Source organism: Anabaena sp. PCC 7938, assembly GCF_049315035.1.
Taxonomy (GTDB): Bacteria; Cyanobacteriota; Cyanobacteriia; order Cyanobacteriales; family Nostocaceae; genus Anabaena; species Anabaena cylindrica.
On sequence record NZ_CP186034.1, the window covers coordinates 1872692 to 1897422 of the forward strand.

Sequence of the window (24731 nt, forward strand, 5' to 3'; positions counted from 1 at the left end):
AATTTACAGAATTAGGAGATTTTTATTGTCTGACGCAGGATTTCTCGTTCCCATACTCTGTATGGGAATGAATTATTGAAGGTTCTGCCTTCCTTTATATTAGAGTCAGAGACTCTATGATGGTATTCCCACTCAGAGACTGGGAACCAGATAAATCCTGGACATCCTGATTCTGACAATCTATAAATAAATCTATGATTCTACAAACTTACCCAATTCAAAAAACACCGACTGTCACCTGGGAAGCACTCCCAGCAGATTTTATTTTACCTGATGACCCAGTGGAAAACATTCAACAACCTCCTCTGGCTGCTGCATTAACTGATGCTTTAGGTGCAACAGGGCGTATTCTACCACAGATGCTGATTGGCTCTAATTTTGGGCTTGTAGCCACCTTAAACAAAAAAATTATCGTCAAAGCCCCCGACTGGTTTTATGTATCTGTGGTGCATCCCGTAGCAGTTGATGTGGTACGTCGCAGTTATACCCCCAATCTAGAAGGGGAACCTGTAGCTGTGGTGATGGAATTTCTCTCAGATACAGAAGGTGGAGAATTGTCTGTGCGTTCCACACCACCTTATGGAAAGCTGTATTTTTACGAACACATACTCAAAGTACCCACTTACGTCACCTACGACCCCTACGAACCCAGTTTAGAAGTACGCTGTTTGCAAAATGGAGAATACACCAAACAACAAGCAGATACTAATGGGCGTTTTTGGATTCCTGAGTTAGAGCTATTTTTAGGAATTTGGCCTGGTGAAAGATTATGTCAAACCATAAACTGGTTGCGGTGGTGGGATAGGGAAGGAAATTTGCTGCTGTGGAGTAGTGAACAAGCTGAACAGGAACATCAACGGGCTGAACAGGAACGGCAACGGGCTGAACAAGAACGGCAACGGGCTGATTTATTAGCCGCTAAGTTACGTGAGCTAGGTGTTGATCCGGAATTGTTGTAAATTTGTGATGCGGGCATCTTAGCCCGCTACAAAAAATTAAGGTGATAAACGCTCTATTTTCCAACTGCCATGATCTAAGTGAGTATAAAGCAAGCGATCGTGTAAACGGCTAGAACGTCCTTGCCAAAATTCAATTTCTTGGGGAATTACCCGAAATCCTCCCCAATGAGGTGGTCTGGGAACTTCTTGATTTTCATATTTGCGTTGGAATTCTTGTAATTGTCGCTCCAAAACTTCTCTGCCAGCAATTACTTCACTTTGATTAGAAGCCCAAGCACCTAAGCGGCTATTCGCTGAACGCATCTCAAAATACCCATCAGACTGCTCTTTGGAAATCTTTTCTACAGTCCCCACAATTCTGACTTGGCGTTCTAGTTCAGCCCACCAGAAAACCAAAGCCGCATGGGGATTTGCTGTTAGTTCTTGTCCTTTGTGACTATTGTAGTTAGTGAATAAAACAAAACCTCGCTCGTCAAAATCTTTGAGTAGTACCATTCTCGCTGAGGGTTTACCATCTGGTGTGCAGGTAGCCAGCGTCATTGCATTGGGTTCGGGTAATTGTGCTGTTGTTGCCTGATCAAACCAAGTTTTAAATTGTATAAAAGGATTAGGGTCAATTTGATTTTCATTCAAATCTTGCAAAGTGTAGTCTTTGCGTAGGTCTGCTATGTTTTTATCCATAGGTTTTTGCTTCCTTATCATCAGCTACGCTGATACGATTGTGGGATTGTTGAAGAAAAATATCTATCATAGGAATCAGTAGCAACACAGAGTCAACTACCTACACTATCAAGAGAAAGTTTATTGTGGGGGACTCATGTCGGGTTTAGTTGATAAAATTTCTTTAGTTTGCTCAAGATGCGCCGTTCAACCTCCCTTCAAAGTCTACTAATTTACGGTTTGAGTGGCCCGATTATTGCTCTCAATGTTTGGCTACTGTCGGTACTGTTTCGCTATTTCCAGCACCCAATTACGATCTTGAGTATTGCGGCTATTTTGGCATTTTTACTCAATTATCCGGTGAAATTATTTGAGAAGGCTAAAATCACTCATACTCAATCGGTGATTATAGTTTTACTCTTGACTTTAACTTTGTTAATTATTTTGGGTGTTACGCTTGTACCAATGGTAGTTGACCAAGCAATCCAACTTTTAAATAAGCTTCCTGATTGGTTGGCCTCTAGTCAAGATAACCTAAGTAAATTACAGTTATTGGCGCGTCAGCGACGTATAAATATTGATTTGAGCTTAGTGACCAATCAAATCAATGCTAATATTCAAAATTTGGTACAACAGATAGCTTCTGGGGCGGTGGGATTCGCTGGGACGCTATTATCAGGATTATTGAACATAGTGTTAGTGGTTGTACTGGCGTTTTATATGCTGTTATATGGCGATCGCGTCTGGTCTGGTCTGGTTAATCTCTTACCATCTAATATTGCAGTCCCTTTAACAAAATCCTTACAACTAAATTTCCAGAACTTTTTCCTGAGCCAATTACTACTGGGACTGTTTATGGTAATAGCGCTAACACCAATTTTCTTATTTATGAAAGTACCATTTGCTCTGCTATTTGCGATCATTATTGGTATTTCTGAACTTATACCCTTTGTGGGGGCAGCTTTAGGTATAGGCTTAGTAACATTGTTAGTTTTATTGCAAAATTCGTGGTTAGCATTTCCAGTGGCAATGGTAGCAACAATCTTGCAGCAAATTAAAGATAATCTCTTAGCTCCTAAGTTGATGGGCGAATTTATTGGACTCAATCCCATCTGGATTTTTGTATCTATTTTGATGGGATTTGAAATTGCTGGTTTGTTGGGAACACTGGTTGCAGTGCCAATAGCTGGTACTATCAAAGGCACTTTCGATGCTATCAAAAACAGTAAACATAGTAATTTTGCATCAAATTTTACAATAAACTATGATTCTCAGTCGGATACAGACCAACGTTAAAATAATTCGTAACTTTAAGTTGTGTAAATACATCTAAAATCTAAAATTGATGGACGCTGCCGAGCTATTAGAAACAATTACACATTTAATCCACCAAGCTGAACAGGGGGAAATTGATCCTTGGGATGTGCAGGTAATTGAGGTAATAGACCGCTACTTGGAGTTAATGGCACCAGAGTCAACAGCAAGAGGCTATGAGGCTGACTTGTCTCAATCTGGGCAAGCTTTTTTATCAGCATCAATGCTTGTATTATTCAAAGCTAATACCTTGGTACAATTGTCAACAGTAGATAATAATATAGAAAATGTGTCAGATGATTCACTTTTGGATGGTGAAGATGGTGAGTTGTATCCCATTCAGCGGTTGCAATTAGAGCGCCAGTTGCGTCGCCGTCCAGCCGCAATGCCCCCAGCAAAACGTCGCGTGACTTTGCAAGAGCTAATTGAGCAATTGCAAGTTATGGCTAACCAGCTAAAACGGGTAGATAAGGCCAGCAAGCCTCACCGTCCTAAGCGTCAGCCTAGTATGCAAACGATGCGGGAAGCACTAGAATTAGCTCACCAAGAAAATCTGACAGAAGTAGCTTTAGAACTAGAACAGGTATTGCATCTTTCGGCCAAAGATCTAAATTTAGAGGGACAATGTTTGAATTTAGAACAACTAGTACAGTTGTGGACACAAACAAAGCAAGCAGATAAAAATCGGGATTCCCATGAGTCGGAACATGGTAACTTAGTCAGTGTTTTTTGGGCCTTACTACTGCTGTCTGCTCAATCTAAGGTAGAGCTATTTCAAGAAGAATTTTACCAGGAGATAAAAATCCGCTTGCCTAGTTTAGCCAACAGTTCCAACTCGATCAACTAAATTTTTGCTTCAGCAAAACCCAGAATCCTAGTAAATTGAAAAGATAACTGACTAATGATCATCTAGTTATACCTTTAGCTGAGAACAGAATAAAAACTGATGATTAAGAAGCTCTCGATGAAAGTAAACTGGCTCGTGGTGGAGGAATAAAATTTTATGAAAGCAATGATTCTCGCAGCGGGTAAGGGTACTCGTGTCCGTCCGATAACTTATACTATTCCCAAGCCGATGATTCCTATTCTGCAAAAGCCAGTGATGGAATTTTTGCTAGAACTGCTGCGTCAGCACGGATTTGACGAGATTATGGTTAATGTCAGCCATTTGGCTGAGGAAATAGAAAATTATTTCCGTGATGGTCAACGGTTTGGGGTGCAGATTGCCTATTCCTTTGAAGGCAAAATTGATGATGACGGTAAATTAGTAGGGGAAGCAATTGGTTCTGCTGGGGGGATGCGCCGTATCCAAGACTTTTCGCCATTTTTTGATGATACTTTTGTGGTATTGTGCGGTGATGCTTTAATTGACTTAGATTTAACTGCGGCGGTGAAATGGCATAAATCTAAGGGGGCGATTGCAACTATCATTACTAAATCTGTTCCACAGGAAGAGGTTTCTAGTTATGGGGTAGTGGTTACGGACGAGGACAATCGCGTCAAAGCTTTCCAAGAAAAACCTTCTACTGAAGAAGCTCTTAGCACTAATATCAATACAGGTATTTACATTTTTGAACCAGAAGTATTTAACTATATTCCGTCTGGTGTGGAATATGACATTGGTGGCGAGTTGTTTCCCAAATTGGTGGAAATTAATGCGCCTTTTTATGCTATACCGATGGATTTTGAATGGGTAGATATTGGGAAAGTTCCAGATTATTGGCGGGCTATTCGTGGTGTGTTGTTAGGAGAAATTAAAAATGTGCAAATTCCTGGTCATGAAGTAGCACCGGGTATATACACTGGCTTAAATGTAGCGGTAAATTGGGATAAGGTCGATATTACAGGGCCAGTTTACATTGGTGGTATGACCAGAATTGAAGATGGAGCGAAGATTGTTGGTCCAGCGATGATTGGCCCTAATTGTTGGATTTGTAGCGGTGCAACTGTAGACAACAGCGTAATTTTTGAATGGTCGCGTTTAGCTCCAGGAGTGCGTTTGGTAGATAAGCTGGTGTTTGGACGTTATTGCGTAGATAAGACTGGGGCAGCGATTGATGTGCAAGCGGCTGCTTTAGACTGGCTGATTACGGATGCTCGTCAAACCCCACCTGCGGAAACTCCTTTGGAACACCAAGCGATCGCAGAATTGTTGGGAACAAATATTAATTAGGGGCAGGGAGCAGGGAGCAGGGAGCAGGGAGCAGGGAGCAGGGGGAATTATCTATAACTTCTTCCCAGTCCCCAATCCCCCAGTCCCCAGTCCTAACTATTCAAGTAAGTGTATCTTCTGAGACTTTGCTCATAGGTTTGTAGCAGTCGCTGAGATTCAGCTAGGGTAATGCGATTTTCTTCTAAGGCTTTTTCACAACGCTGGCGGATGTTTTCCACCATATCCTCAGAGTCGTACTGCACGTAGCTAACTACTTCACTCATGGTATCACCCTTGACAACGTGTTCAATTTGGTAGCCTTTGGGTGTTAATTGGATATGAACAGCGTTAGTGTCCCCAAAAAGATTATGTAAGTTGCCCATAATTTCTTGGTATGCTCCATTCAGGAACATTCCCAAATAATAGGGTTGTTCAGGTTTGAATTTATGCAATTCTAAAACTGATTTGACATCGCGCAGGTCAATAAAACGGTCAATTTTACCGTCACTATCACAGGTGAGGTCTGCTAAAATTCCTCGTTGTGTGGGTTCTTGATCTAGCTGATGTATGGGCATGATGGGAAATAGTTGATCAATTGCCCAACAATCCGGTGCTGATTGAAATACGGAAAGATTGATGTAGTAAATGGAAGCCATGATTTTCTCTAGGTCTTCCAATTCATCAGGTACGTATTCTTGCTGTCTGGTAATTTCCAGAATTTTTTGACAACAAGCCCAGTAGAGACGCTCGGCTTTTGCACGTTCTTTTAGGCGCAAAATTCCTAAGTTAAAGCGGCTGATGGCTTCTTCTTTGAATTGAGCAGCGTCGTGGTAAAACTCCTGATAGTTCTCTTGGTTGATGGATTGGTAGGTTTCCCAAAGGTAATTAATAATTGGTGATTCTCCCTCTTGTGGGGGATCTGGAAGTTCAAGGGGGACATCGCTGGTGCTGAGAACGTCAAAGATGAGAACTGATTGATGGGAAGCGATCGCTCTTCCACTTTCACTAATCAGTGTAGGTACGGGTATTTGACTTTCCGAACAGGTATCTTTTAATTCGGCTACAATATCATTTGCATAATTTTGCATATTGTAGTTTTTGGAAGCGTAGAAGTTGGTTTGAGAGCCATCGTAATCGACACCCAAACCACCACCAACATCCAAATATTTCATATCTGCGCCTAACATCGCCAATTCTACATAAATGCGACTGGCTTCTTGGATGGCATCTTTAATGACATTGATGGCGGAGATTTGTGAACCGATATGAAAGTGTAACAACTGCAAAGAATCGAGTAGATTAGCTTCCCGTAACTTATCTACTGCTTCCATAATTTCGGGAATGGTTAATCCAAATTTAGCGCGATCGCCTGTGGATGTTCCCCAACGTCCCATGCCTTGGGTGCTTAACTTAGCCCGTACTCCCAAAATTGGCTTAATTCCCAATTGCTTGTTAGCAGCAATCACCAAATCAACTTCTTCAATCTGTTCTATGACGATAATTGGTGTTTGTCCCAGCCTTTGGGATAACATTGCTGTTTCAATATATTCTCGGTCTTTGTAGCCATTGCAAACTAACAATGCGCCTGGTGTATTCAGTACAGCCAGTGCAATCATTAATTCTGGCTTAGAACCCGCTTCTAGCCCGAATTGATGGGGTTTGCCAAAACGTACCAAGTCTTCAATCAAGTGCCTTTCCTGGTTGCATTTGACGGGAAACACACCACGATAAACACCGGGATAGTTATAACGAGCGATCGCTTTAGCAAAACAAGCGTTTAATCGTTCAATTCGATCTTCCAAAATATCGGAAAAGCGAATTAACATGGGCAGCCCCAAATTACGTTGCTTTAATGAATTAACTAATTCAAACAAATCTAGCGAACCACCGCGATCGCCCTTGGGGGAAACTGTAACGTGTCCAGCCGCATTAATGGAAAAATAAGGCTTTCCCCAACCTTCAATTCGATAAAGGTCTTCGCTATCCTCAATTTTCCATGTACGAGGTAAATCGCTTGTCGTGGTAATAGGTGGTAGTAGCTTCTTGTGCTTGTGGTTTTTCAATTCAGATTTATGCCCGTTGGCAGGCATTTTGACAATCTCATCAGCGGTTGACTCGACACCCATTGATTTCTGACCTCTATTTTTCGCCCACGAGATAACAATTTAACAAATTAGACAGGGAAGCGATATGCACCCAGCAAGAATTTTTGATTGGTAAAAGGGAGGAGGGAGGAGTCAGGAGTTCAGAAGTCAGGAGTTCAGGAGTTCAGGAGTCAGGAGTCAGGAGTCAGGAGTCAGTAGTCAGAAGTCAGGAGTCAGGAGTCAGGAGTCAGGAGTTCAGGAGTCAGGAGTTCAGAAGTCAGGAGTTCAGGAGTTCAGGAGTCAGGAGTCAGGAGTCAGGAGTCAGGAGTCAGGAGTCAGGAGTCAGGAGTCAGGAGTCAGGAGTTCAGGAGTCAGGAGTTCAGAAGTCAGGAGTCAGTAGTCAGAAGTCAGGAGTCAGGAGTCAGGAGTCAGGAGTCAGTAGTCAGTAGTCAGGAGTCAGTAGTCAGGAGTCAGGAGTTAGGAATCAGAAGCTAATACAAAAGACATAGGAGTGAAAATGATTGTAGTAGAGACGTTCCGGTGGAACGTCTCTACAAGGGTTTCTCAGAGAATATTCTGGGACTACTGGACAAAAAATCAAAGACGACTGACAATTAACGCATAAAAGCTTTATTAAGTTTTGGGAGATAGCTTTGGAACGCACATTTTTAGCAATTAAGCCTGATGGAGTCCAGCGCGGACTAGTGGGTGAAATTATCCGTCGCTTTGAAACTAAAGGCTTTACTCTCGTTGGCTTGAAGTTCCAGAAAGTCAGCCGGGAATTAGCTGAACAACACTATGATGTCCACCGGGAAAGACCATTTTTTCCCGGTTTAGTCGAATTTATCACTTCCGGTCCTGTTGTAGCGATGGTCTGGGAAGGTGATGGCGTTATCGCTTCTGCCAGAAAAATTATTGGTGCAACTAATCCCTTAAACTCAGAACCAGGAACGATTCGCGGCGATTTTGGCATTAATGTTGGCCGTAATCTGATCCACGGTTCTGATGCTCCAGAAACTGCACAAAAGGAAATTGCACTCTGGTTTAAGGATGAAGAATTAGTAACTTGGCAACCACACTCAACACCTTGGTTACATGAGTAATTAGGTACTGGGGATTGGGGACTGGTGATTGGGAAGAGGTTATAGATAATTCTACCCCTGCTCCCTGCTCCCTGCTCCCTGCCTCATTTCGATACTTCGCTTTTTTCTGGTTCTTCTGGGACTAATTCAATGATGGTGCGTTTGGAAAATCCCCAGGCTAAGATGATGGCGATCGCACTAATCATGATCCATTGGGGTGGTACTAAATCATCATTGATGACTCTCAATAGCAGGCGTAAACCCACAAATGCTACGGTGATATAGCCGGCATCTTCTAAATTTTCATATTCATCTAACCAGCGAATAAATAACCCAGCCATGAATCGAAGTGTGATAATCCCGATTGTGGTTCCTGTAATTACCAACCATTTTTCTTGAGAAACTGCGATCGCTGTTGTCACACTATCCAAGGAAAATGCCAAATCGGTAAAAGCAATCACGGGTATAGCTTGCCACAAAGATGTAAAACGTGGCCCGTGATGGTGATTGTCCTCATCTTCCTGTGAGGTAAAGTGTTGGAATACTAGCCATAGCAGGTAAGCAGCACCCAACAGTTCAAATTGCCAGAATTTTTGTACCCAAGTGGCAGTAAGTAGTAGGGTAATTCGTAGCACATAGGCAAAGACTAAACCTATGTTTAGCGCTTGATTTTCCAGCTTTTTGTCTTCTAGTCCTTGTGCGATCGCAGCCAGTGCGATCGCATTATCCGCCGATAGCACAGCCTCTAAAAACACTAAGATTGAGAGAACTATAAAGGCTTCTATGCTGAAATGAAAGTTTAAGGAATTAAAAATTTGGTCTAGCATTCCAATTTCTCAGACAGTGAAAATCTCAATTAAGAGGATTTAGATATTTTTTATGATCAAGAGTGCAAGAAATTGCTACTTTAGTCCAGTTTAACGTGTAGTTAGCGCCTTTAATGACGACCTTCTTGAGAAATAAACCCCAAAAAATTTTATCATAGCAGTATATTTACGAGGTCAACAATCCTAAAAAGATGGCAGAGATACAAGTACTTATGGTCATTAACTTACACTTTTATACACGATAGGATTTATTAATATTCGTTAGTATGAAATTAATATTGCGTGGGTACTTAACTACAAACAGAATTTATGCAAAAATGGCGTTATTAACATCTAAGGTAAAACTAAACACTACAAGATGAAAATTAGTAACATTAGATTACGTCCTCAGCAATTACTCTTATCTCTGACGGTGGTATGTGGTATTTTGGGTATAATAAATACTGAAACTGTATCTTCTCAAACTACTTCTGGAGACCGCATTTTAAGGGTTAGACCTAATTTAAGTACTACTTTTAAGCGGCGAGAAAACTGGTATAAACAATCGAAAGATATAACCAGTAATGAAGAAAAATGCTCAGTGAGACAAGGTACGAAATTTTTTGTTTCTGCCATCAGAAGACAAATTCAGAATGCACCAGCACGCCCTCAAGGTAACACCGAAAAATTGAGTGATTATTGGGAAGTTACATTTGAACAACCACTCCCATGTCAGCAGGATACGGACAATAATCCCACCTGGTTTGTCTATAAACAACACGTACAAGAACTAAGAACAGTTCTTGTTCCTTAGTGGTTGTTTTCAAAGTCTAAAATGTCATACTGTGGAAAATTTATCCAATCTTGTGGGATGGGCATCCTGCCCGTCCTTTATTGATTAGCGGGCTTTTCGTCCCGCACAACAAGGAATTTTTGTACATTTATTTTTTTATTCGCAAGTACCTAACCTTCTGGCACGGCCATGGGAGAGGGTAATTTCACAAAATTGCTTATGACTAGATCAAGAAAGATTTAAGCATTACCTAATCTAAGTCAATACCTTGTCCATTTTTTGTAGGTTGGGTTAAGCGATAGCGCAACCCGACGCATTTGTTGGGTTATGCCTCCGGCACACTACGTGAACGTCCCTCAACCCAACCCACAAATCAAGGCTTTTTTCGATTTGGAAGAGGTATTGCTAAGTAATGCTTATTTTTTAGCAAATAAATTGCACTAAAGATTTAATTTCTCGATTTATGAAAACCTAGAAAACCTATCAACTAGATTATTTGCTAACTCTAATAATTCTTGATGACAAATATCACCATTACCAATTAAAATATCCCGCACAGCAAATAATTTTTCATCTCCTCTATAAATCCGCAAAGATTCTTCCAAATTTACGGCTAAATCAAACAGTGATTCATTTCTCAAATAATACCTAATTTTCACAGCGACATCATCATCACTAACTAGAAATTCCTTAATAGCATCAAATAAAGAATTAGAGACTTCATCATCTCCCCAAGTTTCTAGCCAGTCTCCATCTACATCTTCAACATAAAGATGAACAAAATTTAGCCCGTTTTCTAGCCAGTCTTGCTGCATCCTGCGGGCTGCTGCTAAAATTTCAGCAAATTCATCTACTTGAGTAATGCTGTTCATTTCTTGTTGGTTAACCATAAATGCTGTTGTAAGCAGGTAACAATGTAGGGCTAGGACTCAGATATTCGACATCAAAAAATTGACATCAGGAAAAATTGACATACTTCCCTTCAGCAAGATGATCACTGTTATACAGTGCCACATTGACTAACTGATTGATAAAATCACTTGAACCGGGATTGTAACTTAAGAACAATCCTCTTTCTATTTCCCACAATTGCAGTGCATTTTGCCACTTCTCATACTTTCGTCCATGAAACTCTTCACTAACACTGGTAACTTGAATACAAAGTGGTTTTTGTTGATGATTACTAATAATTAAATCTGTTGCCATAGAAAGGTCGGCAATATAGCGCTGCCAAAAACTACCTTCACGACGGACAACATCTTGAGCTATTAATTTAATAATATCACCATCCAAATGATTAAACTCTCCTGCCATTATTTTTTTCTTCCAAATATAAAATTTGGCATCTGTTGAGTTTATCCATCGGGGAAAGAGATAACTATACCAATATCTCTCATTTGGTGTCATTTGAGCAAATTTTGCTTCTCGTGCTGCTTCAGAAGGTAATGATTGAATGATCAGCCAAATTGTAGAGTCCGTAATTACCTCTAGGAGGAAGGCAAGTACAAATGGTTTAGCAGTCAGAGAACCAGGTCGAATAAGTCTCACCCAGCGATTAATCTCATTTAGCCTTTTTGCTAACTGAGGATCTATCGTTGAGGCTTTATCGATCAGTGACTTTAGTTTCTCCTTAATCTCTTTTGCTTGCAAACTACGTCCTACTCTTCAGTGACTAATAATTTTGTTGAAATTTTATACATTGCCAAAGCAGTGTCCAAAACATGGTTTAGTGTTAAAATCTGGTTTTAAAAGAAGATTCTCTAGAAAGCTCATTGTTCTAAAGTATTTTAATTAACAATCTTTTGAGTATGTAACAACACAGGCTTTTCTCAGGCTAATGGGTGCAATATACCTATTAATTTATGGATGTATTGTTATTTTACCCTTTAAGAAGGGACAAGAGGTGTAATTTGTATTTTCCTAAATCACACTTAACAATTCCTTTAGGTTTAACCAAATTCTGGAGGGTTTTGAGTAAAGACCGACTATGTAAAGTGTAAGTGTGAATGGGGTTAAGGATGCCTGTAGCTGTGCTGTTGTCGCCAAAGTCCCATGTAATTGTATGGGTATCTAATATACCGGGGTCGTTAAAGTTGCCGTTGAAGGTAATGGCTGTGCCTTCATCTGTGGTGATGTCTACACCTGCTTGCACAACTGGAGCAATGTTACTGACGTTGGTGGTGATTGTTTGGGATGTGTTTGCACCGTTTGTATCGCTGACTGTGAGGGTAACAGTGTAGATGCCGTTATCAGCAAAGATGTGATTGACGTTTTCTCCAATTACTGCATCTGTGCCATCGCCAAAGTTCCAACTGTAGGTGAGGTCATTACCAGGGTCAGTGGCTGTGGCGCTGAAGGTGCTGGTTATTCCTTCTTGAATGTTTGATTCTACCGAAACGTTGTTGATCGTGGGGGCGATGTTGTTGACGGTGACTGTTACTGTTACTGTGGCTTCGTTGGAGATGGCGTTGTTGTCTAGAATGATGTAGGTGAAGGTGTCTGTACCAACGAAGTTGTTGTTGGGTGTGTAGGTGAGGCTGTTGTCGGAGTTGATGATGATGTTGCCATTTGCTGCTGTACCCAGTTGGACTGTGCCGTTGGGGGTGCTGTCGTTGGTTAGGACGTTGATAAGTATGGGTTGTCCTTGGTCGGTGGTGGCGGTGTCGTTGTTGGCTATGGGGGTGATGAGGTCGTCGTTGAGGAGGATGACGTTATCAATGATGACTTGAGCATCTTTGGCACCGAAGCCGAGGAGGTCGAAGTATAAGGTGGCGGCGGTTCCAGGGGCGATGTTGCTGATGTCGATGTTGACGGTGCGGGGTGTGTTCAGGGCTATTTTGTCGCCGGAGGTGTTTGCTCCTGCGATTTTGACGTTGTTACTGAAGTAGGTGTTGCCGGTTTGTTGGAGGTTGAGGAGGGAGTCGGTGTGGGTGAGTCCGGTGGCTGTGCCGATTAGGGGGGTGAGGGTTTGAGTGTCTAGGAGGGCGACTTCAAAGGCATCGTTGGGGGCGAAGGTGTTGGTTCCTAGTTGGGTGTCTAGGATGGTGAATTGTAGGTATTTGGCGTTGTCGGGGATGATGAAGGTTTGGGTGAGGTTGCTGAGGAGGGGGGAGTCTTCTGTGAGGACGGCGTGGGAGTTGAGGATGGTGGTTGCTCCACGGGTTGTCCAACCAAATTCGGGTTTTGTTGGGTCGGTTTCGTTGAAGTTGCCGTTGGTGATGTCTGCTAGTAGTATTGCTGTTAGTGGTGCTGTTAGTTGTGTTGTACTGCTTGGTGCTACCGTGGTAGTACGGATGGCGTTGAGCATTTGCAGGTTGAGCCATGATGGTAGTTTACGTACACCAGGGGCGAGGGAGTTGTTTATCAGGTCGTAGGGGTGTGCTTTGGAGTCTAGGTGACTACCGTCTGGGGTGAGGGTGGCGGTGATGTTGTTGGTGATGAAGGTTTTTGTGCCGTTGATGGTTTGGATGTGGCGGTCAAATTCGCTGTAGCCGTTGATGATGCCTAATAAGTGTCCTGTTTCGTGGAGGATGGTGGTGAGGAGGTCGTATTTGCCATAAGCGTCGCCTGTGGTGGCGCGGAAGGCTGTGTCGGTGAGGGTGGTGGTGTATTCGCTGTTGTTGTTGGGGGTGGGGTCTATGAACCAGCCGATTCCGTTAGCGTCGTCGTCGATGAGGATTGTGCCTCCGTTGGGGCGACCAAAGGAGTCGTAGTTGGTGATTTGGGCTTCGGCTAGTTGTCCGACGGGGAGGTCGGTGATTTGTAAGTTTAAGTTGAAGGGGTTGGTGGGGTCAAAGAGAGTGTTCCAGAGATTTTGTAGGTTATCTTTATACGTGTTGGTTGTTGCAGGGTTTGAGTTATGGATATTGAAGAAATGTTGGATAGGTATGAAGCGGGAGAAAGAAACTTTGCTTGGAGTGTTAATTGCAGCAGAACTGGTTTGTTCATGATAGGGGCTGACCTGAGTGGGGCTGACCTGAGTGGGATCAACTTGGAAGGAGCCTTTTTGGAAGCTGCTAACCTGGACAATACCAATCTCAGTGGGGCTAATCTCAGGGGAGCTTATATGGAAGGAACTGAGTTGAATGACGCCATCCTTAATGGAGCTAATTTGAGTGGGGCCAGAGGTGGTCAAGCCAACTTCATAAATGCTTCCTTTGTCAACACCAATCTGAGCGGAGCCGAAATGTACCAATGCGGTTTTAATGGCGCTAATTTCAGCCATGCTATTCTCAGGGATGCTTTCGTGAACCACTCCTCTTTCGATGGTGCTAACTTCACCAATGCCGATTTGCGTTCGGTCGAGGGCTTCTATAACATTCGTAAGGCTATTTTCTGTAATACCATCATGCCTGATGGAAGTATTTGGTACGACAGTATTGGGTATTGAAGACGATACAATATTGCTGTTAGTATATATTTCATTCTTTTGGGAACCCAAAAATTCGTCTGCAAGAAGAGGAACACCATCAGGCATATCTGTAGGTTCACGCTTGTCTTTATTGGCTTCGATAACAGCTTGAGTGGCTGTAGTGCGATCGCTGATCTTGTAGGTTGGGTTGAGGAACGAAACCCAAAATTAACGATATCTAAAAGAATTGATAAATATAAATTAACTGTACAAATATTCCCACATAATATATATTCACTTTAACAATACCTTGTCCAAATAGAAAAAAGTCTTAATTTGTAGGTAGAGGAATGAAACCCAACGCATTTTTTGGGTTGATCTGTCGCTTAACTCAACCTACATTAGTTATTCTGATTCTTCCTCTCTCATTGGTTTTTGAGCCGTGTGTCGCACAAAAATAATTTGAACATTATCGTCAACAATTGTAAAAATAATTCGATAGGCGTTTCTTCCTTTTCCATATATAAATTGTCGTATTTCTTGATCAAAAAATTCATTTTCAAATGCTAGAGAACAACGAGAAGGCATTATTTCTAGTGATAAAATAGATTTATATAATCCGTCTAACCATGTTCTAGCCTTTTAGTGAGAAATATTACTAAACCAGAAATAAGCATCTTCTATTGCTTTCTGCGCTTCTGGTTGGATGATGATTTGATATTTATCATTCATTGGAACTATCTAATTTATTAAATAGTTCATTAAAGAAATCTTCGGCTTTTTTTCCTTCACCCTGCTGCATTTGTTCTAAGCCTAGTTTAATGCCTTTTAAAGTTTCTACTAACTCAGCAGCATCTAATAGTTCTTGATAAGATTCTGCATCTTGAACAACTAACTCGGCTTTTCCGTTGACAGTGAGAACTAAGGGGTGTTTTGTTTTTTTAATCTGTTGTAGAAATTCAGTGGTGTTACGCTTAAATTCGGTGAGGGAATGTATATCTTTAGTAAGGTTTATCATGGCTGCAAGTTTAATTAGCATCTAATTCAATGTTATTTGTGATTGGTAGTGTTTGTCAATGATTTTTTTGAGTGGGTTGGTTATTAAAGCTGTTGTTTGGTTGCGCGATTCCTGCGGAGCGCTAGTTCCCTCCGGGACGCAATGCGATCGCGATCGCTTAACCCAACCTACGAAAAATGGACAAGATATTGCTTTAAACCAACTATGAGGGAGGGGAGTTTACGGACACCTGGGGTGAGGGTGGTGTTCATGAGGTCGTAGGGGTGTGCTTTGGGGTCTAGGTGGCTACTGTCGTTGGTGATGGTGGCGTTGATGTTGTTGGTGATGAGGTGTTTGGTACCGTCGATGGTTTGGATGTGGCGGTCAAATTCGCTGTAGCCGTTGATGATGCCTGCTAGGTGTCCCATTTCGTGGAGGATGGTGGTTAGCAGGTCGTATTTACCGAATGCTTCGCCTGTGGTAGCGCGGTAGGCTGTGTCGGTAAGGGTGGTGGTGTATTCGCTGTTGTCGTTGGGGGTGGGGTCTATGAACCAACCGATTCCGTTAGCGTCCTCGTCGATGAGGATTGTGCCTCTGTTGGGGCGACCAAGGGAGTCGTAGTTGGTGATAACAGCTTCGGCGAGTTGTCCTGTGGGGAGGTCGGTTACAGTGATGTAGAGGTTAAAAAGAGTTTGGGTATATAAACCTAAGAGACTCGATATACTAGCTTGGATGTCGGAAATTTCAACAGAAAAGGCATTATGAGTAAAAGCAAACTATTGCTCAAGAATAGGGAAATTCTCGAACTCTACACTACTGGTGTTAGAGATTTCACTATGTTTAACTTGTACATTAGTGACGGAATTATCGGAGCTAATTTGAGCGGGGTAAATCTCAGTGGGTTGGATTTGTCCGACTCCTACATGGAAAATATTAACTTGAGTGGAGCTAATTTGAGTGGAACTATTCTCAATTCTGTTTGTTTGGATGGAGCTAATTTGAGTGGGGCTAACTTGAGTAGGGCTATCTTGGTTAGAGCTAGTTTGTATAGAGTTGACATGACTGGAGCCAATATAACCGATGCTAGTTTGGGATATGCTGATATTGTTAACTGCAACTTGACCAATGCCAATTTGACTGGGGCTGACATTGAAGGTAGTTGGTTCGAGGGTAATATCCATCAAAACACTATTTTGCCTGATGGTAGTATCCGCACTGACTGACTCAGATTCTTCAGAATCTGCTAGTAAAAATGCACTTATAGGATTTGTACCGGAAGTGAGTGGAATCGCAATTCCTCGTAGGTTGGGTTGAGGAACGAAACCCAACATTAATGATATCTAATCTAATCTAATCTAAAAGAATTAATAACTATAAATGAACTGTACAAATATTTCTACATCATATATATTCACTTTAAAACAATACCTTGTCCAGATCGAAAAAAGTCTTAATTTATAGGTTGGTTTGTTCGCGTTAGCGTTGCGGAGCAATAAAATAAAACCTAACGCATTTGTTGGGTTGCGCTGTCGCTTAACCCAACATACGAAAAATGGACAAGATATTGCTTTAAACCAACACAATATTTTGATATTGTTCACTCACTTCCTACATCATCTGGAAATTCTAACTTCATACCAGCACCCCAATCAATTGTATATATACCCTGGGTAACATAACGATGAAAACTCGAATATTGCCAATCCTTGGGTGCCATTACATAACCATGTCGCACTGGATTATAATGAATGTAATCAACGTGTTGCTGAAAATCAAACTCATCACGAATTTGATGTTCCCAAAAACGGCGTTGCCAAACAGCTTGCTCTTTTTTGAGTTGACGTGATGCAGAGGTTTTCCCCTTATATTGTGGATGACAAAGACGAGTAAAATTGCTCTTAATTAACCGCCACCGCCGAGAAAAATCATCATCTCCTGGTGGCAATGTCCAAATACAATGTAAATGGTTTGGTAAAACAACAATCGCATCTACAGTAAATAAATGCTTCTGGATAACTTCTCTAAACACTTTGCGTAACAGGAAAATATTTTCTTGCTCACACAAAAATTGAAGACGATTGTAGGTGACTTGAGTAAAAAAGAAAGTCCCTCCTTCTACCTTAGCTCTGCGGTATTCCATAGTGCGATCCGTAGGAATCGCTGATTTTGTAGCGTGAGTTAACGAAGTGTAACGCACTGTTAAATATACTTTATCCTTTTCTAAAAGGCTAGATAATCATAATTTGTGCTACTTGGCATTTTATTCATCATTAAAATTCTTGTTGTAGGGAGCATCCCAATTTTGCAAAAACATTGCAAATTGTCATTCTGAGCGGAACGGAGTGAAGCATTCGCGTAGCGTTCTGAAGGAAAGAATCTAGCGAGATGCTTCATTGCGCTTCGCTTCATTCAGCATGACACTAAACTTACATATTTGGGATGCTCCCTTGTTGTACCGCATAATTTTATTATCACTACATAATTTACTACTACCATAGTTTTTAGTCACAATATTCTTTGCATACATCATTATGTCTCAACCGACTATAGAGTCCATTTTACAAGAGAAGCGTCTGTTTCATCCTCCAAGTGTTTTTTCGCAACAAGCGAATATCAAAAGTTTAGAAGATTATGAACGTCTATATGATAAAGCTAAAGCTGATCCTCAACAATTTTGGGCGGAATTGGCAGAAACCGAGTTGCATTGGTTCCAAAAATGGAACAAAGTACTAGACTGGCAACCTCCGTTTGCGAAGTGGTTTGTTGACGGTAAGATTAATATTTCTTACAACTGTCTTGACAGACATCTCACTACTTGGCGGAAAAATAAAGCGGCGTTGATTTGGGAAGGAGAACCGGGAGATTCCCGCACTCTTACTTATGCTCAATTACATCGGGAAGTTTGTCAATTTGCCAATGTCTTGAAGCAGTTAGGGGTGAAAAAAGGCGATCGCATTGGGATTTATATGCCCATGATACCAGAAGCGGCTATAGCCATGTTAGCCTGTGCCAGAATTGGCGCACCCCACAGCGTGGTTTTTGGGGGTTTTAGTGCCGAGGCTTTGCGCGATCGCTTGAACGATGCTGAGGCTAAACTAGTGATTACAGCCGATGGTGGTTGGCGTAAAGATGCGATCGTTCCCCTCAAAGAACAAGTAGACAAAGCCTTAGATCATGGTCTTGTTCCCAGCGTGACAGATGTGTTAGTGGTAAAACGCACAGGTCAAAAAACACACATGGAATTAGGGCGCGACCATTGGTGGCATGATTTACAAAAAGGTGTTTCCGCTGATTGTCCTGCTGAACCAATGGACAGCGAAGATATGCTGTTTGTCCTCTACACTTCTGGAAGTACTGGCAAACCGAAAGGGGTTGTGCATACCACAGGAGGATATAACTTATACACCCATATCACCACCAAATGGATTTTTGACCTCCAAGAAACAGATGTATATTGGTGTACCGCTGATGTAGGTTGGATTACTGGACATAGCTATATTGTCTATGGCCCGCTTTCCAACGGTGCAACCACTGTCATGTATGAAGGTGCGCCCCGTGCTTCTAATCCTGGTTGCTTCTGGGATGTCATTGAAAAATACGGCGTAACTACATTTTATACAGCACCGACAGCGATTCGGGCATTTATTAAAATGGGTGAACATTTACCCAATACGCGGAATCTGTCTTCTTTGCGTTTACTGGGAACCGTCGGTGAACCAATTAACCCAGAAGCTTGGATGTGGTATCACAAAATCATTGGTGGTGAACGTTGTCCCATCGTTGATACTTGGTGGCAAACGGAAACAGGTGGGATTATGATTACACCCTTACCTGGTGCAATTCCCACTAAACCCGGTTCTGCAACTCGTCCTTTCCCTGGAATTGTTGCCGATGTTGTCGATTTAGAAGGTAATACTGTCCCTGAAAATGAAGGTGGTTATTTAGCTGTTCGGCATCCGTGGCCGGGAATGATGCGGAATGTTTACGGTGATCCAGACCGTTTCCGTCGGACTTATTGGGAACATATTCCCCCCAAAGATGGTAATTATACGTATTTTGCTGGTGATGGTGCCAGAAAAGATGAGGACGGTTATTTCTGGGTCATGGGGCGTGTCGATGATGTGCTGAATGTGTCAGGACACCGCCTGGGAACGATGGAAGTAGAGTCTGCATTGGTGTCTCATCCTGCGGTTGCGGAAGCTGCGGTGGTGGGTAAACCGGATGATTTGAAGGGTGAGGAAGTAGTGGCTTTTGTGACTTTAGAGGGGACTTATCAAGCCAGTGAAGAGTTGAGTAAGGAACTGAAGAAGCACGTTGTCAGTGAAATTGGTGCGATCGCACGTCCAGGTGAAATCAGGTTTACAGACGCTTTACCAAAAACGCGATCGGGTAAAATTATGCGGCGTTTGCTGCGGAATCTGGCTGCGGGTGAGGAAGTATCGGGAGACACTTCAACTTTAGAAGATCGCAGTGTTTTAGATAAGTTACGAGAAGGGAATTAATTTAGGCTAGTTTTTCACAACTGTGTAAAATCTGTATGGGGTGGGCAAAATTGCCTACCCTTTATTGTGGGAAGAAAATTATAACTTGAATTATAATAGGAGTATATGTAAGAAAATGAGAGATGCATTGGGAGCGAGAGGAGAATCGCTATTTCACCTTTTAATGACACCGTTTCCCTTGGGTGGTAGTCCCATTTTTAAGCCGCAGTTTTTAGGAGATAAATGGCAGTATCTTGATTTTATTGTTGAATTAGTAGGTGCTGATTCTTATATTCCCTATTTCTTTGTTCAAGTCAAAACTACGAGGCAAGGTTATACTAAAAAAGAGAATCGCCTCAAGGTGAAAGTAGAAGAAGAATCTGTAATTGGTATAGCATCCTATCCAGCACCAACTTATATAGTTGGAATTGATGAAATTCAAGAAGTTGGTTATTTAGTTTCTGCTAATGGAGAAAATTTAAAATCTCTCTCAAGTCTATCTACTAAATTTCCTATTAATAAAGAAAATAGACAAATCCTTTGGGATGAAGTCAATAATTTTTGGAGTCAATATAAGAATAAGAATTTAGCTTCACAATTTTCTGATCAACAATGGAGATAAAACTATGCAAACAGAGCAAGCTTGGTATATTGGTTTACGTTCAAAAGCTTTGACAGTTGTGTACTTAACTCGTCGTGATGACTTGATTGTTGATACCGAAAAAAAAGAGCATGATTTAGATATTTTAGTTTCAATTAGGCAAAATGGTAAAAATATTAATAGGATTTTTGGCGTTGAGGTAAAAGCAATAAAATCTAGCCCTAAGATCATTCAGAATAATCATATTTTCAATATAGAAGGAGCAGATATAAATGTTCTGCAATCACGATTCATAAAGTGTAATTTCCCAATATGTCTATTTTTCTTTACCCTCGATAATGATAATGGCTACTATAAATGGATTAACGAACCAATTCTTGATAACGAAAATAGTAACAAATTAAAATCTAATGGAAGTCCAGAATTTAGAAAATTAACAAACGAAGCAATAAATGATATTGTTTCTTTAGTGAATCAATGGTACGAGAATCAAACAACTAATTATGTAATATCACGACGTGAACGTTATCATGTACGTGATGCTCTAAAACAAATTACACAAAAGCGTGCAGCTAAAGATGATATAAATCAAGAAGTAAATGATGTGAAATCATGACAACAAAAGAAGAACTCATTAAAGAAATTGCTCAAGCACCGGACTTTTTAATCGCAGAAGTATTAAATTTACTACTCTTCATCAAAAACAGGTTTAAGCAAAAAAATTCCGAAAATCCAACGGAGATGTTACCAATAATTTATCATGACCAAACCTGTAGGGGCGGGGTTTCCCCACCCTCTATATCCTACTAGTCCATGTGATAATTTTGCGTCCCAATTACTAATTACCAGCCTCAACAACTTGCTTAATCAAACTAACTTTTTTAGCAATACCATCCCAAACAATCCAATTAAATTTATTATCTAAATCATCAGCAGTATTTGAAACCTTAAAATAAAACTTTTCTCCGCTTTTAAATTCCACCGCAAAATCAGCTTTTTGGGCGTAAACTACAATAAAACCTCTATCACGTAAGCAATACATAGCCCAATTTTTCAATGATTGCTTATAGGGTTCGTGGGGAATTGGTGGGTTAGTAATTACGTCTTCAATGACTTTTAATATTTTTTCCATTTTTGCATTTAAAGAGGATCACAACGAATTTCAATCATAAACCCATCAGGGTCATAAAAGTACACACCTCTACCGGTAGGACGAATAACTGGGCCATGTGCAATAACTAAATTATTTTCCCTGATAACGGCCACAGCTTGATCAAATAATTCTGGATTTATATCAAACGCCAAATGATATGCTCTAGTAAAAGCCTTTTCTGGGTCAGAATCTGGTGGTGATAATTCTGGTTCTCCAAATAAATCAATAATCGTCCCGTCAGGAGTGATAAAATTAGCCACTTTTCCAGATGCGACAAGTTCTATTAAAGTTGCGGGTACTTCTTCTCCTGTGAGTTCGTGTAAACCCAAAATATGACCATAAAAATGGCGGGAAGCTTGCATATCACGGACATTTAAAGCGATATGATGAACTTTGCGTAAATATCCTGTGGGAATAGTATTGTTAGCAATCATTTTTGATTATTGAGTATTTTTTAATATACTGTAACGCCAGCAAATGTCTAAATCTCAGTATTTTTGCGTTAATATGACACTAGAGGGGGAAATTTTTTACTATGACTAGATTTGATAATGATCAATGATCAGGAATTCCTTCATGGTGCTGCATTTTTACGGCTTATTGATCATGGAGAAAAGATAACAATCACTCACGCATCCTGGATACATCCATCAATTTATTTGGTTGATACTGAAAGCAGTAAGTCAGCAATTCTTTTTAAAGTTTCTAAGAAACCGAAATCTGCATGGTCTTTCACCCTAAGCAGCCAAGAAGAATCAGCATTAAATATTCTACCTAATAAATATGATGAGATTTCACTTTTTTTCGCCCTCATCTGTCATAAAGATGGTATCTGCTGCATACCCCAAATACGTCTTTGGAGTGTATTAGACACAGATATGGGTCTTGCTGGTCAGCATATATCTGTGTCTCGCAAGCCACATGGTAGTTATCATGTCAGTGGACCCGGTAGACAGAAGATGGATCAAACAGTACCTCAAAATGACTGGCCTCGTGTACTTTTTTCCAAATAGGATAACAGCAATGAGTAAGACAGATATTACAACCGATGGATATTGTATAGATAAGTTTATTGAGAGAGTTAAAAATAAAATTGGCGATATAGCAGGAGAACAATTAAAACAAACTGCTGTTGAAGTAGTCCAGAATTGTGTTGATGTCTACTCCAACACTTTCGGTTTTGGTGATGTTGGTGCTACAGGTATAAATATTGTTACCAAGTCTCATAGAGGACAAATAGCTGATGGTACTACTGGACTAATCTACGGCAAAGTTCAAAGCGGTAAAACTAATACTACCATTGCTACATTAGCACTTGCTCATGCTAATCATTTCCGTTGTTTTATTGTGTTGACTTCAGATAATACTTGGCTTGGCAAACAAACTGCTGATCGTTTTGTCAATCAACTTAAAGGTGGACCTGTTGTTTTTAATTGGGAAGAATGGAGAAATGACAGACCAAAAGACTTTGCTGAAAGTAAATTGCTTCCCTATATCAAAACAAGAGGGGTTGTCCTAGTATCTACAAAGAATGTGCGTCACTTAGATAACCTTCTTCAGGTTCTCAAGTTTGCTAAAGCCAGTAGTGTACCCACTCTCATATTTGATGATGAAGCTGACAATGCTAGTTTGAATACAAACGAAGTAAAACAGAGTAAGAAAGGTAAAGCTACAGTTCCAGATAGCTCAATTTTTGTCAAAATTGGTGACATTCGGAGAGAGGTAGCTAATCATATATATATACAAATTACTGCAACTCCTCAAAGCCTTCTGCTGCAAAATCTTGATCATCCCTGCAAACCAGTTTTCTGTGCTGCTCTCCCTCAACCAGGTAATAGCTATATAGGAGGGGACTTATTCTTTGAAGAAAATAGCCAATATTCCTGCACGGTTCAAGCTGAAGAATTAGATCGCTTAAAAAAACAAGAAGGAGAGAATCCTAGTAATAACTGGGATATTCCTAGTGGACTTAAGTTAGCTTTGTGCTGCTTCTTTTTAGGATCAATTTACAAGATGCAATCAGGAAGTGAAAATGATAAATATTCTTTTCTAGCTCATATATGTTACAAGAAAGACAATCACAAAAATTTAGAAGAGATTATTAGTAGTTTTATTTTAGATGTTGATCAAGCTATTTGCGGAGAATCTTCTATCACGAAACAGAAAGAGGCATTCAAATATCTTGAGCAAGCCTATAAAGAATTAAGTAAAACAGCACTCAATCTACCATCTCTCAATCAACTTATTGAAGATTTAAAACCTGAATTACAAAGTGTAAGACCAAAAATTATTAATGCTAATAACCCAGACAAAGAACTAAAGTATAGCCCAGGAATGAACATTCTTGTAGGGGGTAATAGGCTTGGACGTGGTGTAACTATTGAGGGATTGATGGTGACTTACTATCTTCGTGATGCGAAGCAAAAAACGATGGATACAGTACATCAGCACGCACGAATGTTTGGTTATCGCCAAGAATTATTAGATGTTACCCGTCTTTTCATTCCTCAACATATTTTAGAAGATTTTCGAGCAATTCATGAAGCCGATGAGGGTATGCGTCAAGCCATAGGTGACGACCCTAACAATATTAACATTCAACCTGTTTGGGTAGGATCTAAACTAGAAGCAACTCGTTCTAATGTTCTGAATCCAGCAGCAATTAACGCTTTTACTCCTGGGAAAGCTATTTTTCCCCCTGACCCACTCTGGAAAGCTTCGGAAATTAAGGAGCATACAGAAGTTTTAAACAAGTTTTTAGAGCCTTATACTGATGATGATACGCTGCATGAAGTAGATATTGACCTTCTAATACAAATCCTTTCACATATGCCCAGTCGTCCTGCTGGTAATTATCCCTGGGAAGATAAACGAGTTCAAGAAGTACTTAAAGCAATGAAGAATATGGCAGGTATTCAGCGGGGACGGTTAAATGTTCGTCGAGGAAAAGAAACAAAAGGCAAGGGACTTAGATTAGTTAATAGACCAGCAAAAGATGGGTTAGGTACATGGCGAGGAACTTCTGGTTTTACTAGTCCTGATTGGGTAAATAAGGCAAAAAAAGACTATCCAGATGTTCCAACACTTATTGTCATTTTGGAAGAAGGTAGAAAGGAAGATTATTGGGAAGGTCTACCGTTCTACCTGCCAACATTAATTTTGCCTAAAAGCAAGTTTGTCTTTATGTTCAATTACTCTGACAAATCTGAAAAAATAGACGATACCCAATTAGAGTAATATTGAGCAAGTAATTGAAAAGCTAAAAACAGCAATTGGTCAGAATGGTGGGTTACACTGT

At 40.7% G+C, this 24731-nt stretch carries 27 protein-coding genes and 1 pseudogene; 16 read left to right on the forward strand and 12 right to left on the reverse strand.

Features of this window, described 5'->3' with window-relative positions; translation table 11 throughout:
- Positions 1–194: 194 nt before the first annotated feature.
- Positions 195–959 (forward strand): Uma2 family endonuclease, encoded by a 765-nt coding sequence (locus ACOWPH_RS08710; RefSeq protein WP_015215006.1) that lies wholly within the window; start codon positions 195–197, stop codon positions 957–959.
- A 36-nt stretch (positions 960–995) separates the two neighbouring features.
- Here ACOWPH_RS08710 and pdxH read toward each other — a convergent pair whose 3' ends face one another.
- Entirely contained in the window at positions 996–1640 is a 645-nt protein-coding gene (gene pdxH, locus ACOWPH_RS08715) for a pyridoxamine 5'-phosphate oxidase (protein ID WP_015215007.1), read from the reverse strand.
- Positions 1641–1817: 177 nt separating this feature from the next.
- Here pdxH and ACOWPH_RS08720 point away from each other — a divergent pair, with 177 nt between their 5' ends.
- The 3 genes from ACOWPH_RS08720 (at position 1818) to ACOWPH_RS08730 (ending at position 5106) form a co-directional block, all read left to right on the forward strand.
- Positions 1818–2915, forward strand: a complete 1098-nt coding sequence (locus ACOWPH_RS08720) for an AI-2E family transporter (RefSeq protein WP_015215008.1) — start codon at positions 1818–1820, stop codon at positions 2913–2915.
- A gap of 49 nt (positions 2916–2964) precedes the next feature.
- Positions 2965–3780 carry a segregation/condensation protein A gene (locus tag ACOWPH_RS08725; RefSeq protein ID WP_015215009.1) on the forward strand — a complete coding sequence of 272 codons (816 nt, stop codon included), beginning with the start codon at positions 2965–2967 and terminating at the stop codon, positions 3778–3780.
- A gap of 156 nt (positions 3781–3936) precedes the next feature.
- Positions 3937–5106 carry a sugar phosphate nucleotidyltransferase gene (locus tag ACOWPH_RS08730; protein ID WP_015215010.1) on the forward strand — a complete coding sequence of 390 codons (1170 nt, stop codon included), beginning with the start codon at positions 3937–3939 and terminating at the stop codon, positions 5104–5106.
- A gap of 92 nt (positions 5107–5198) precedes the next feature.
- Here ACOWPH_RS08730 and speA read toward each other — a convergent pair whose 3' ends face one another.
- Entirely contained in the window at positions 5199–7211 is a 2013-nt protein-coding gene (gene speA, locus ACOWPH_RS08735; RefSeq protein ID WP_015215011.1) for a biosynthetic arginine decarboxylase, read from the reverse strand.
- Between the two features lie 83 nt (positions 7212–7294).
- On the opposite strand from speA, the gene ACOWPH_RS08740 reads away from it, so the two are divergent.
- The gene (locus ACOWPH_RS08740) at positions 7295–7618 is read left to right on the forward strand and encodes a hypothetical protein (protein ID WP_422665712.1); all 324 of its coding nucleotides are present in this window, start codon (positions 7295–7297) and stop codon (positions 7616–7618) included.
- A 204-nt stretch (positions 7619–7822) separates the two neighbouring features.
- The gene (ndk, locus tag ACOWPH_RS08745) at positions 7823–8272 is read left to right on the forward strand and encodes a nucleoside-diphosphate kinase (RefSeq protein WP_015215012.1); all 450 of its coding nucleotides are present in this window, start codon (positions 7823–7825) and stop codon (positions 8270–8272) included.
- 83 nt (positions 8273–8355) lie between these two features.
- Here the strand turns inward: ndk and ACOWPH_RS08750 are convergent, their stop codons facing one another.
- Entirely contained in the window at positions 8356–9078 is a 723-nt protein-coding gene (locus ACOWPH_RS08750; RefSeq protein WP_015215013.1) for a TerC family protein, read from the reverse strand.
- 358 nt (positions 9079–9436) lie between these two features.
- Here ACOWPH_RS08750 and ACOWPH_RS08755 point away from each other — a divergent pair, with 358 nt between their 5' ends.
- Positions 9437–9871 carry a hypothetical protein gene (locus ACOWPH_RS08755; protein WP_015215014.1) on the forward strand — a complete coding sequence of 145 codons (435 nt, stop codon included), beginning with the start codon at positions 9437–9439 and terminating at the stop codon, positions 9869–9871.
- 440 nt (positions 9872–10311) lie between these two features.
- On the opposite strand, the gene ACOWPH_RS08760 is transcribed toward ACOWPH_RS08755, so the two are convergent.
- The 3 genes from ACOWPH_RS08760 to ACOWPH_RS08770 all read right to left on the reverse strand — a co-directional run bounded on the left by ACOWPH_RS08760 (position 10312) and on the right by ACOWPH_RS08770 (position 13157).
- Positions 10312–10740, reverse strand: coding sequence for a hypothetical protein (locus tag ACOWPH_RS08760; protein ID WP_015215015.1), 429 nt, complete (start codon positions 10738–10740; stop codon positions 10312–10314).
- Between the two features lie 67 nt (positions 10741–10807).
- Complete coding sequence (locus ACOWPH_RS08765) at positions 10808–11500, reverse strand: hypothetical protein (protein WP_015215016.1); 693 nt, start codon at positions 11498–11500, stop codon at positions 10808–10810.
- A 229-nt stretch (positions 11501–11729) separates the two neighbouring features.
- The gene (locus tag ACOWPH_RS08770) at positions 11730–13157 is read right to left on the reverse strand and encodes a PKD domain-containing protein (RefSeq protein WP_042465029.1); all 1428 of its coding nucleotides are present in this window, start codon (positions 13155–13157) and stop codon (positions 11730–11732) included.
- Between the two features lie 639 nt (positions 13158–13796).
- Here ACOWPH_RS08770 and ACOWPH_RS08775 point away from each other — a divergent pair.
- Positions 13797–14240 (forward strand): pentapeptide repeat-containing protein, encoded by a 444-nt coding sequence (locus ACOWPH_RS08775; RefSeq protein ID WP_242043074.1) that lies wholly within the window; start codon positions 13797–13799, stop codon positions 14238–14240.
- 366 nt (positions 14241–14606) lie between these two features.
- Here ACOWPH_RS08775 and ACOWPH_RS08780 read toward each other — a convergent pair.
- Together ACOWPH_RS08780 and ACOWPH_RS08785 are read right to left on the reverse strand one after the other, a co-directional pair.
- Positions 14607–14828 (reverse strand): annotated as a pseudogene (locus ACOWPH_RS08780) (type II toxin-antitoxin system RelE/ParE family toxin); the annotation flags it as partial.
- Positions 14829–14925: 97 nt separating this feature from the next.
- Entirely contained in the window at positions 14926–15240 is a 315-nt protein-coding gene (locus tag ACOWPH_RS08785) for a type II toxin-antitoxin system Phd/YefM family antitoxin (protein WP_015215018.1), read from the reverse strand.
- 37 nt (positions 15241–15277) lie between these two features.
- Between ACOWPH_RS08785 and ACOWPH_RS08790 the strand changes: the two genes are divergently transcribed.
- Both ACOWPH_RS08790 and ACOWPH_RS08795 read left to right on the forward strand, forming a co-directional pair.
- Positions 15278–15427, forward strand: a complete 150-nt coding sequence (locus tag ACOWPH_RS08790) for a hypothetical protein (RefSeq protein WP_171815794.1) — start codon at positions 15278–15280, stop codon at positions 15425–15427.
- A 694-nt stretch (positions 15428–16121) separates the two neighbouring features.
- Positions 16122–16421 carry a pentapeptide repeat-containing protein gene (locus ACOWPH_RS08795; RefSeq protein WP_368082233.1) on the forward strand — a complete coding sequence of 100 codons (300 nt, stop codon included), beginning with the start codon at positions 16122–16124 and terminating at the stop codon, positions 16419–16421.
- Between the two features lie 374 nt (positions 16422–16795).
- On the opposite strand, the gene ACOWPH_RS08800 is transcribed toward ACOWPH_RS08795, so the two are convergent.
- Both ACOWPH_RS08800 and ACOWPH_RS08805 read right to left on the reverse strand, forming a co-directional pair.
- The gene (locus ACOWPH_RS08800; protein WP_015215019.1) at positions 16796–17338 is read right to left on the reverse strand and encodes an REP-associated tyrosine transposase; all 543 of its coding nucleotides are present in this window, start codon (positions 17336–17338) and stop codon (positions 16796–16798) included.
- Between the two features lie 237 nt (positions 17339–17575).
- Positions 17576–17707: a hypothetical protein gene (locus ACOWPH_RS08805; protein ID WP_277882366.1), complete on the reverse strand. Its 132-nt coding sequence runs from the start codon at positions 17705–17707 to the stop codon at positions 17576–17578.
- A 22-nt stretch (positions 17708–17729) separates the two neighbouring features.
- On the opposite strand from ACOWPH_RS08805, the gene acs reads away from it, so the two are divergent.
- The 4 genes from acs to ACOWPH_RS08825 all read left to right on the forward strand — a co-directional run bounded on the left by acs (position 17730) and on the right by ACOWPH_RS08825 (position 21090).
- Positions 17730–19700 carry an acetate--CoA ligase gene (gene acs, locus ACOWPH_RS08810; protein ID WP_015215021.1) on the forward strand — a complete coding sequence of 657 codons (1971 nt, stop codon included), beginning with the start codon at positions 17730–17732 and terminating at the stop codon, positions 19698–19700.
- 115 nt (positions 19701–19815) lie between these two features.
- Positions 19816–20301: a DUF4365 domain-containing protein gene (locus tag ACOWPH_RS08815; protein WP_015215022.1), complete on the forward strand. Its 486-nt coding sequence runs from the start codon at positions 19816–19818 to the stop codon at positions 20299–20301.
- A gap of 4 nt (positions 20302–20305) precedes the next feature.
- Complete coding sequence (locus tag ACOWPH_RS08820) at positions 20306–20896, forward strand: DUF4365 domain-containing protein (protein ID WP_015215023.1); 591 nt, start codon at positions 20306–20308, stop codon at positions 20894–20896.
- Entirely contained in the window at positions 20893–21090 is a 198-nt protein-coding gene (locus ACOWPH_RS08825) for a hypothetical protein (RefSeq protein ID WP_015215024.1), read from the forward strand. The genes ACOWPH_RS08820 and ACOWPH_RS08825 overlap by 4 nt, the downstream gene beginning before the upstream one ends.
- A gap of 28 nt (positions 21091–21118) precedes the next feature.
- Here the strand turns inward: ACOWPH_RS08825 and ACOWPH_RS08830 are convergent, their stop codons facing one another.
- Positions 21119–21412: a hypothetical protein gene (locus ACOWPH_RS08830; RefSeq protein ID WP_015215025.1), complete on the reverse strand. Its 294-nt coding sequence runs from the start codon at positions 21410–21412 to the stop codon at positions 21119–21121.
- Positions 21413–21420: 8 nt separating this feature from the next.
- The gene (locus tag ACOWPH_RS08835; protein WP_015215026.1) at positions 21421–21867 is read right to left on the reverse strand and encodes a VOC family protein; all 447 of its coding nucleotides are present in this window, start codon (positions 21865–21867) and stop codon (positions 21421–21423) included.
- Between the two features lie 117 nt (positions 21868–21984).
- Here ACOWPH_RS08835 and ACOWPH_RS08840 point away from each other — a divergent pair, with 117 nt between their 5' ends.
- Positions 21985–22446, forward strand: a complete 462-nt coding sequence (locus ACOWPH_RS08840; protein ID WP_015215027.1) for a hypothetical protein — start codon at positions 21985–21987, stop codon at positions 22444–22446.
- 10 nt (positions 22447–22456) lie between these two features.
- Positions 22457–24670 carry a Z1 domain-containing protein gene (locus ACOWPH_RS08845; RefSeq protein ID WP_015215028.1) on the forward strand — a complete coding sequence of 738 codons (2214 nt, stop codon included), beginning with the start codon at positions 22457–22459 and terminating at the stop codon, positions 24668–24670.
- The last annotated feature ends 61 nt before the right edge of the window (positions 24671–24731 follow it).